Source organism: Bacteroidia bacterium, from assembly GCA_025056095.1.
Classification (GTDB): domain Bacteria; phylum Bacteroidota; class Bacteroidia; order JANWVE01; family JANWVE01; genus JANWVE01.
In genome coordinates, this window is the sequence record JANWVW010000120.1 from 1 (window position 1) to 8,432 (window position 8,432).

9 protein-coding genes are annotated in these 8,432 nt (G+C 37.5%); 3 read left to right on the forward strand and 6 right to left on the reverse strand.

Translation table 11 applies throughout. The features are described from left to right. The first annotated feature begins 270 nt into the window (after positions 1-270). Positions 271-1,398 carry a glycosyltransferase family 4 protein gene (locus NZ519_09280; GenBank protein ID MCS7028945.1) on the forward strand — a complete coding sequence of 376 codons (1,128 nt, stop codon included), beginning with the start codon at positions 271-273 and terminating at the stop codon, positions 1,396-1,398. Between the two features lie 3 nt (positions 1,399-1,401). Here the strand turns inward: NZ519_09280 and NZ519_09285 are convergent, their stop codons facing one another. Beyond that, positions 1,402-2,712, reverse strand: a complete 1,311-nt coding sequence (locus tag NZ519_09285; protein MCS7028946.1) for a bifunctional folylpolyglutamate synthase/dihydrofolate synthase — start codon at positions 2,710-2,712, stop codon at positions 1,402-1,404. A 157-nt stretch (positions 2,713-2,869) separates the two neighbouring features. Next, positions 2,870-3,832 (reverse strand): acetyl-CoA carboxylase carboxyltransferase subunit alpha, encoded by a 963-nt coding sequence (locus tag NZ519_09290; protein ID MCS7028947.1) that lies wholly within the window; start codon positions 3,830-3,832, stop codon positions 2,870-2,872. Between the two features lie 108 nt (positions 3,833-3,940). On the opposite strand from NZ519_09290, the gene NZ519_09295 reads away from it, so the two are divergent. Continuing rightward, entirely contained in the window at positions 3,941-4,096 is a 156-nt protein-coding gene (locus tag NZ519_09295) for a hypothetical protein (GenBank protein MCS7028948.1), read from the forward strand. A gap of 82 nt (positions 4,097-4,178) precedes the next feature. Here NZ519_09295 and NZ519_09300 read toward each other — a convergent pair whose 3' ends face one another. The 4 genes from NZ519_09300 to NZ519_09315 form a co-directional block, all read right to left on the reverse strand. After that, the gene (locus tag NZ519_09300; protein MCS7028949.1) at positions 4,179-5,525 is read right to left on the reverse strand and encodes a hypothetical protein; all 1,347 of its coding nucleotides are present in this window, start codon (positions 5,523-5,525) and stop codon (positions 4,179-4,181) included. Further along, entirely contained in the window at positions 5,512-6,219 is a 708-nt protein-coding gene (gene radC / locus NZ519_09305) for a DNA repair protein RadC (GenBank protein MCS7028950.1), read from the reverse strand. Before radC ends, NZ519_09300 begins: the two co-directional genes overlap by 14 nt. Beyond that, positions 6,206-6,394, reverse strand: a complete 189-nt coding sequence (locus NZ519_09310; GenBank protein MCS7028951.1) for a DUF5522 domain-containing protein — start codon at positions 6,392-6,394, stop codon at positions 6,206-6,208. Before NZ519_09310 ends, radC begins: the two co-directional genes overlap by 14 nt. A 97-nt stretch (positions 6,395-6,491) precedes the next feature. Beyond that, positions 6,492-7,562 (reverse strand): porin, encoded by a 1,071-nt coding sequence (locus tag NZ519_09315; GenBank protein MCS7028952.1) that lies wholly within the window; start codon positions 7,560-7,562, stop codon positions 6,492-6,494. 66 nt (positions 7,563-7,628) lie between these two features. Between NZ519_09315 and NZ519_09320 the strand changes: the two genes are divergently transcribed. Continuing rightward, positions 7,629-8,099 (forward strand): hypothetical protein, encoded by a 471-nt coding sequence (locus tag NZ519_09320; GenBank protein MCS7028953.1) that lies wholly within the window; start codon positions 7,629-7,631, stop codon positions 8,097-8,099. Positions 8,100-8,432: the final 333 nt, after the last annotated feature.

The following is an 8,432-nucleotide window of genomic DNA, read 5'->3' on the forward strand; positions in this document are numbered from 1 at the left end:
GCAGTGCGTTAGCACCGAAGCGAAGCGCAGTGCGGAATGCCCCGACCCTTGCGTTAGCAAGGGGCACGCCCAAAAAAATAAAATCAACTTCTTAAAAATTTGTACCTACCAAACACAGAAAGACCAAATAACTGCTCAACTATTGTTTTGTAAAAAGCCAACTTGTCATAACCTGCTCACTATCAAAAAAGTATAATTGTTTAACTATTCTACTTTGAGCTATGTCCGTATTTCGCACAATATTTGCAAGCCAACATTTTGAGAATTGTGATGAAAATAGCCGTAAATACTCGTTTTTTGATAAAAGGTAAATTAGAGGGCATTGGTAGATTCACCTTAGAAATTGTTCAACGTTTAGTAAAAAATCATCCCGAAGATACCTTTTATTTTATTTTTGACCGCCCGTATGACAAAGAGTTTATTTTTGGAAGCAACGTTGTTCCTGCAGTAGTAAGTCCGCCTGCGCGGCATCCTATCTTGTGGAAAATTTGGTTTGATTGGTCAGTAAAACGATATTTAGACAAAATCAAACCTGACATATTTTTTTCGCCCGATGGCTATCTGCCCCTCAAAACTAACGTCCCTTGCGTACCTGTTATCCACGACTTAGCGTTTGAACACTACCCCAAAGATGTTCCTAAATCAGTGTTAAAGTTTTACCGCAAATACTTTCCCAAATATACTCACAAAGCTAAACACATTATTGCGGTTTCTGAATATACTAAAAGAGATATCGTAGAACAGTACGAAGTTCCTGTAAATAAAATTACAGTAGCTTACAATGCTGTCAATCAAATCTACAAGCCCAGCACTGAAGAAGAAAAAGAACTAACTCGAAAAAAATACACGCAGGGCAAACCATACTTTTTGTTTGTAGGAGCTATTCATCCACGTAAGAATGTGGTAAATGTACTAAAAAGTTTTGATGAGTTCAAAAAACAATATCATACAGACCATAAGTTGATAATTGTAGGTAGAAAAGGTTGGAAATACGAAGATGCTTTTCAAACCTATGAACAAATGGACTACAAAAGCGAGGTGATTTTTACAGGACACTTAGAAATTGAAGAGCTAAGACTTTTGTACGGTGCTGCGGATTGTTTGTTATACATTTCTTATTTTGAAGGTTTTGGGATTCCTATCATAGAAGCTTTAGCTTGTGGCTGTCCTGTAATTACTTCTAACGTATCTTCGATGCCTGAAATAGTTGGAAAAGCAGGGCTGTTAGTAGATCCAATGGATGTCCAAAACATTGTGCGCATGATGCAAAAAGTATCACTGCAAACAGGAAAGAAAGAAGAACTTTTAGCATACGCTCCGCAGCAACTGTCTTTATTTGATTGGGATAAATCTGCCGAGAAAATTTACAAGGTTCTTAAAGAAAGTGCAGCACGGTAAAGCTTATTTTAAGCTCTGACCTATCGCCTGACTTACCACATAATTGCTTCCCCCTATGTAAATTACCTCATTATCTTGAACTTGTTTTTTAGCTTCGTGCACAGCGCTTTGAATATCAGAATATGCCTTTGCTGAATAGCCCAATTCTTTTGCCAAAAAAACAAGCTTTTGACTATCCAAAGCACGAGATGAACTTGCAGTTATCATGTAAAATTCAGTATTTGCAGGAAATTGAGCAAGCATGTTTTTAACATCCTTATCCTGCAGTATCCCTATAACAGCATGTATCCGACCGTATGGCAATAAACTTTCTATCACTGCTTGAATACCCTCAACATTATGGGCAATGTCTGCAATTATCAAAGGTTTTTGAGCAATAACTTGCATCCTACCCATTAAATTTACGTTTTTAGATATGTTTCTAAATCCCCTGTATAAGTGAATGTCTTTAATATCCCACTGGTGGTTTGCTAAAAAATCTACTGCTGCACAAACCGTAGCTATATTTTCTGTTTGGTATTTACCTAATAAGCCCACTTCCAAGTCAGGATATATGCACTGACCACGATAAAAAACATTGTGTACAGCATGAGTAAAGTTAGCACGTTGATACACTGCAACCCAACTATCTGGCACAAAAAAAATAGGGCTGTTTTGAGATTGGGCTACTTGTATAAAAACTGTATCCGTTTCAGGATTTCTCTTTCCTATCAAAACGGGAATTTTAGGCTTGATAATACCTGCTTTTTCGTACGCAATTTGAGCTAAGGTATTTCCAAGTATATCCGTGTGGTCGTAGTGGATGCGAGTGATAATAGAAAGTTCAGGTTGTAGGATATTGGTAGCATCTAATCTACCGCCGAGTCCTGTTTCAATTACTGCTATATCCACTTTTTGATGTGCAAAGTAAGCAAAAGCGATAGCCGTAGTTATTTCAAAGAAAGTTGGTTTTTTGGGGCAGGATACAATAGCAGGATAAAGAAAATTGACAGTTTGCAGAATAAAGTCTTCGGAAATTGTTATACCGTCAATTTTAATTCGTTCTGTAAATGAAATTAAGTGGGGGGAGGTATAAAGTCCAGTTTTGTAGCCAGCTTCTTGCAGGATAGAAGCGAGCATGCTTGCGGTAGAACCTTTACCATTTGTTCCTGCAATGTGAATGCTTTTAAATTTTGTATGAGGATGATTTAGTTTCTCACAGAGGTATGAAATTGTGTCAAGGCTAGGGTTATATGCTTTTTTACCTTGGATATCAAAAACAGGCAGTTGACTTTGAAGCCAGTTTATACAGTCTTGGTAGGTTTGGAAGGTCATAATTTATGATATTTTATTTTTTGGGCGTGCCCTTGTGGGCGTTTCGCTTCGCTCATGCCCACAAGGTCGGCGTGCTGCGGGCTACGCTAACGCTTCGGTGCTACGCTTCGCTGCGCACCGTGCTGACGCACGCCCTCCGCATGCCTCACGCAATTTCTTATTCCGCTTCAACTACTACCCCCATAGAGGTAAATTTTTGTATTCTTTGCCGTACAAGAGTATCTATATCTATCTCTCTCAATTCTGCAAGTTGGTGTTTAAGCACTTTACGAAGGTTTTTCAACATACCTTTGGGATCTTGATGAGCGCCCCCAAGTGGTTCTTTAATAATCCCATCAATCAATTTAAGCTCTAACATATCTTTTGCTGTCAAACGAAGCGCTTCTGCGGCTTGTTCTTTGTAGTCCCAACTACGCCACAAAATACTAGAACAAGACTCAGGTGAAATAACTGAATACCAAGTATTCTCCAACATAAACACTCTATCGCCCACACCTATGCCCAACGCTCCCCCCGAAGCACCTTCCCCAATTACTACACAAATAATAGGCACACGCAAAGTAGACATCTCAAACAAATTGCGGGCTATTGCTTCCCCTTGTCCGCGCTCTTCGGCTTCAATTCCTGGATATGCCCCAGGAGTATCAATAAAGGTAATGACAGGCTTATTAAATTTTTCAGCAAGTTTCATTAAACGAAGTGCCTTTCGGTAGCCTTCGGGATTAGCCATGCCAAAGTTGCGGTATTGCCTTTGCTTAGTATCACGCCCTTTTTGATGACCAATAAACATCACAGTTTGTCCCTCAAATGTCCCCAAACCTCCTACTATAGCCTTATCATCTCTGACGTGTCTATCCCCATGTAGCTCTACAAAATCACTGCATAAACCATAGATATAGTCTAATGTGTAAGGTCTGTCAGGATGGCGAGAAAGTTGTACGCGCTGCCAACGAGTTAAATTCTGATAAGTATTTTTTTTCAGTTGTAAAATCTTAGCCTCTAACTCCTTAATCGGTCCTGATATGTCCAACTTACTTTCTTCAGCCATTTTTTTCATTAAGGTAAGCTTTTCTTCTAGCTCAATAATTGGCTTCTCAAAGTCTAAAATTACGCTAGACATACAAATGCAAAAATAGAAAATAATGAAGCAACTTAAATCCAAATAAACTCTTCAATTTTTTATTTCATTGTTGACATTTTGTTGCATTTTGAGTATGATTGCAGTACTATGTATAAGAAAGCTGTCATTTTATTTCTGTTACTTCTATCCGTACATTTGGTACATGCTCAAATAGCTGTAGCCAAATTGTGGTCTATGAAAGCTAATCCCACTCTCAATAGTATCAACGGAGTAGCTTTCAAAGCAGATGGTTGGAAAATTTAGCAGAACAAATTGCAATTTTCCGTCCACACGCATGTTTGTAGGGATAGTCAAAATCTTCTGACCAAGATAGCCCAAAAGCAAATCACAAGTAAGACCTGTTTAATATACTATCCGTATTTTTGGAAATCCAAACACATATCAACACACTAATAAGTAACAATAAACTACCCAAAATAGGCTGTATATACCGATACTCCAAAGGATGCAACACAACATTGATAACAAGATAGACCCATACAAAATGAAATATAGGCTGAATTGACCTCACAAAAACAAGCTTTTTGATTATAGCTATCAGAAACAAACTCAATAGCCCTATTTTAACTACACTATGCCATACATACAAAAATGAATTGAGTTTGTAAGTTTTTGCCGATGGATGTAAACTGGCAATTTGCGAAGGAACAAGGTAAGTAATATCGTTAGGTGTAAATAAAGCCAAAAACCACTCTTTAAGATTAGGTATAATGTATCCTTTGACAAACGTTGCAGGATAATGAATAACAATTTGCCAGCCTACCCTACCTAAAACACGATTAACTTCTACAATAGCCAAGCGGTAATCTTTACCTTGACTCATTACACTTTGAAGGTACACTTGCACAAAACTGCTATCTTCGAAAATGCGGTTATCATTTTGCTCAAAGCTAAATTCGTTCATATTTCTACCGTACATTTTGATTAAAACCGCATTAACTGCTTCATCCTGCGTAATAAACTTATCTTTTTTCAGTACAGGAGTAACCACAGAAGCGTTATTCCAAAGTAAAATTCCCTTAAAAATATCAGTTTCAAAAGTACCATAACGCCAGTAGTATAAACTTCCTGTGCTGATATAAAAAATTCCATATACTGCTATACTTCCAAGAATGTACTGATAACGAGCAGTATACAAACCATATCCGAATAGTAGTATCACGCTGATTAGGGCTACAGGCTTAAAGTACAGCCCTATTCCAATCAAAATCAATAGTAAATAAAAAAATTTCTTTTGTTTATATTTTAGGTAAAGTTGCCATACATACCATTGGGCAAAAAAGAAAGTCAGCAGTAAGCTTTCTACCATTAAGCAGATATTATAGTAAATTTGCTGCGGTTCAATATGAAGAATAGCCCAAATAAGCAAAGTTTTTTTCAAGTTGAGTTGATATTCTTTTTGTAAAAAACAGATAATCAAGCCTATAATAGTACTTCTGCTGATAATTTGAACAAAAATAGGTACCCATAAGTATTTTGCACCTATACCAAAGACAAATAAAAATGCAGGATAGCCTATAGGTTTGCAAAATGATAAAGATTGTGTTTGAGCTAACTCTACAAAAGCAGGGCTGTCTAACTCTACCCAAAAACCTCGTGTGATTATCAGCACTAAGGCATGAAGTAGCAGAGATAATAACGCATAAGGTATCCATTTTTTAGAGTAGGTCATTATCTACAAAGCTGAACGTTTCTTTGTATGTTACAATAATGTGGTCTAATACATTGACATCCATCAATTTTGCAGCATCTTTGATTTTTTTAGTTAGCATAATATCTTCGTTACTCGGTTGTGGATTACCAGAAGGGTGATTATGGACTAAAATCATGGCACTAGCGCTAGCTTGCAAAGCATATCTTAAAATTACCCTTACATCTACTACGGTAGATGAGAATCCACCTTGGCTAATTTCTTTGGAAAGTACTACGGCATTTGCTCTGTTAAGGTAGATAACATAAAAGTATTCCACGTTACTATCTGCGTACAAGTTAGGAAAATGAGATTGAATGTATTCCTTAGCATGTTCTACGCCTTTAATGTGTAACAGAGTACGGTTACGTATTTCTTGTTCTCTTCGTTTAGCTAGTTCAAAAACAGCGTTGAGCATTTTAGCTTTGGCTTCTCCCAAGCCTGATATTTGAGTAAGTTCCTGCCAGGAAGCATTTCCCAAATGAAATAATCCTTCATAATAGTGTAAAATTTCATTGCACAGACTAAGTACATCTTTACCTTTTGTGCCTGAACCTAAAATAATAGCTAAAAGTTCGGCATCAGTTAATTTATCTGCGCCCAGCAGACCCATTTTTTCTCGGGGAAGCGTAGATTTTTCTCTCTCCTTGAAGCGATTTGAGTTATTTTTTTTCATTTTTATTTGGGCTAGAGTGAGTAGTTTTGGCTTTTACTTTTTTGTTAAAGCCGTATGGGCAGTGTTTGCAGCCATTCAAGCAGCAGTAACCTCGCTTGAGGTGATATTTTTCTGTAAATACAATGTATCCTTGCTCATTGATGTAGTAATCTTCGGGTTCTAGGGAAGTGTTCATATTGACAAAAATACTAAAAAAATTGTAGTTTTAACTTAAAGCAGGGCTTTATTCTTTTTGGAGCATGCCCAAAAAATTAAAATTTAACCTTACTGTTTTAGAAAGAAACCGCTAAGCTGGTAGTCATAAAGTAGTAGGTATGTGTAGGTTTTGTTCGCAATAGAAATATAGCATCCTTACTGTAAAAACTACGTGCCTCTATGCGGAAGATTGTATTTTTGTACAAGGAATAGTCAAAATTTAGCGAATAGCCAAAAGTTTGAAAGCCGTTCGGCGTATGAGTGAAAATAGTAACTTGTTTATCGTCAAAATAGTATTCTACCCTTGCTGCAATACTGCTATGGTCTGAAAAAGTATACTTTGAAACTATACTCCACGAGTACCAAAGATTGTAGTTGCTACTATTTTTGCTTTTTTGCTGCACTCCTATGTCAAAGCTGATAATACACCCCAAACGTTTAGTAAGATAAAATTGTGTGTAAAAGTCATGAAAATATCGCATTTTTCGCAAGCTATCAGGTTCTAAACTTCCTACAAATGTGCTACTATTGACTACAAAGTCATTTTTACCTGTGTACATAACTTGATGTCCCCATGCAGGTGTAAAATTACCTGACAAGCGTTGAATTCGCTGCCAACCGTTGAGATATAAAAAACAGATAAGCCATTTTTGGTTCGGTGTGCGGTAAGATAACTTTGCCCCACTTTCATAGTAAGGCGTATTTTCCGCAGTAATTCCCCGAGTTAAATTCCAGCAGTTTTTACCTATGGCACTCTCAAAGCCAATATGCGAACTAAATATTCCTGCATCTATCCAGATGTCCCTCAAATTCAAAAGTTTCAAACCTGCGTATGCTTCAAAAATATTTTTGAGCAAATCGGGTTCGTGGGCTAAATTTACATTGGCGTACGTACCTACCATCAGTCCTAGTTGAGTTCTAGTCTTTGTTGTATTGTAACCTGCTTGAATCAAACCTATATTGATATTGAGTTCATTATTCCTATTGTAGGAACACAAAAACGGAGGTTTGTCATTCTTGCCTGATGCGTTCAAATCATAAGAGTAGTATGTTTCTAAATATCCCTCAAAATGCAATTTTTGGCTGCTATCTTGTTGTGCGAGTAAATTGAATAAACTTGTATTTGTTACAAAGACCGAAAAGCACAAAAGTACAAAGTGTGTCCTTTTCATGCAGGATACAATTTAGAAAAAAGTCATATATTTGTACAAATTATGAAAGTCATATACGCTTGTATTGTCCTGGTGGGTTTTGTAATAGTAGCGGGATGTGGCATTTCTAACATTACTCCTGGTGATGGCAAACCCGAAATTACATTTGAAGAGATTCAACCGAGTAGAGTGAAGGATTACCTTGTACATGGACCGAATGTAGTGGAAATTACAATAGGTTTTAGCGATCCTGATGGAGATTTGGGGAGTGATAGCTGTTTAGTTGTCAAAGCTTTGCGTACGCCAAGTTCGTTGGACCCCACGGGCGGAGTTTCTAAATATAGTGTACCAAACTTGAGTCCAAGAGCAGGTTCTAAAAGCATAAAAGGAAAGATAAAGATACGCATAGACAATCTTTTTATCACTACTTTGGATACTGTGCAAACTTTTCCTTACGAAATATACATTGTTGACCAAAGTGGAAATAAAAGCAATGTGATAACCACTAGCCCTGTAACGATTAGCCTGAACTAGTCCAATTAACTTCAAATCAAGTTAAAAAATAGTTTTATTTTTGGGCGTGCCTCTTGCTGACGCAAGGGTCGGGGCATTCCGCACTACGCTTCGCTTCGGTACTTCGCTACGCTTCGTACTGCCTAACGGCATGCTCCATGCCCCTCACGCAGATAACATAACCAATTATGTCTTTACCTTGTTTGAGATTGAAGCACAATTACTTACAAGCTAAAACTTGGTATATGAAACAAAGAAACGATAGTTTCAGAGATCCTTTGCGTGAGGCATGCGGAGGGTGGGCGTTAGCCCAGTGCGGAGCGAAGCGTAGCACCGAAGCGTTAGCGTAGCCCG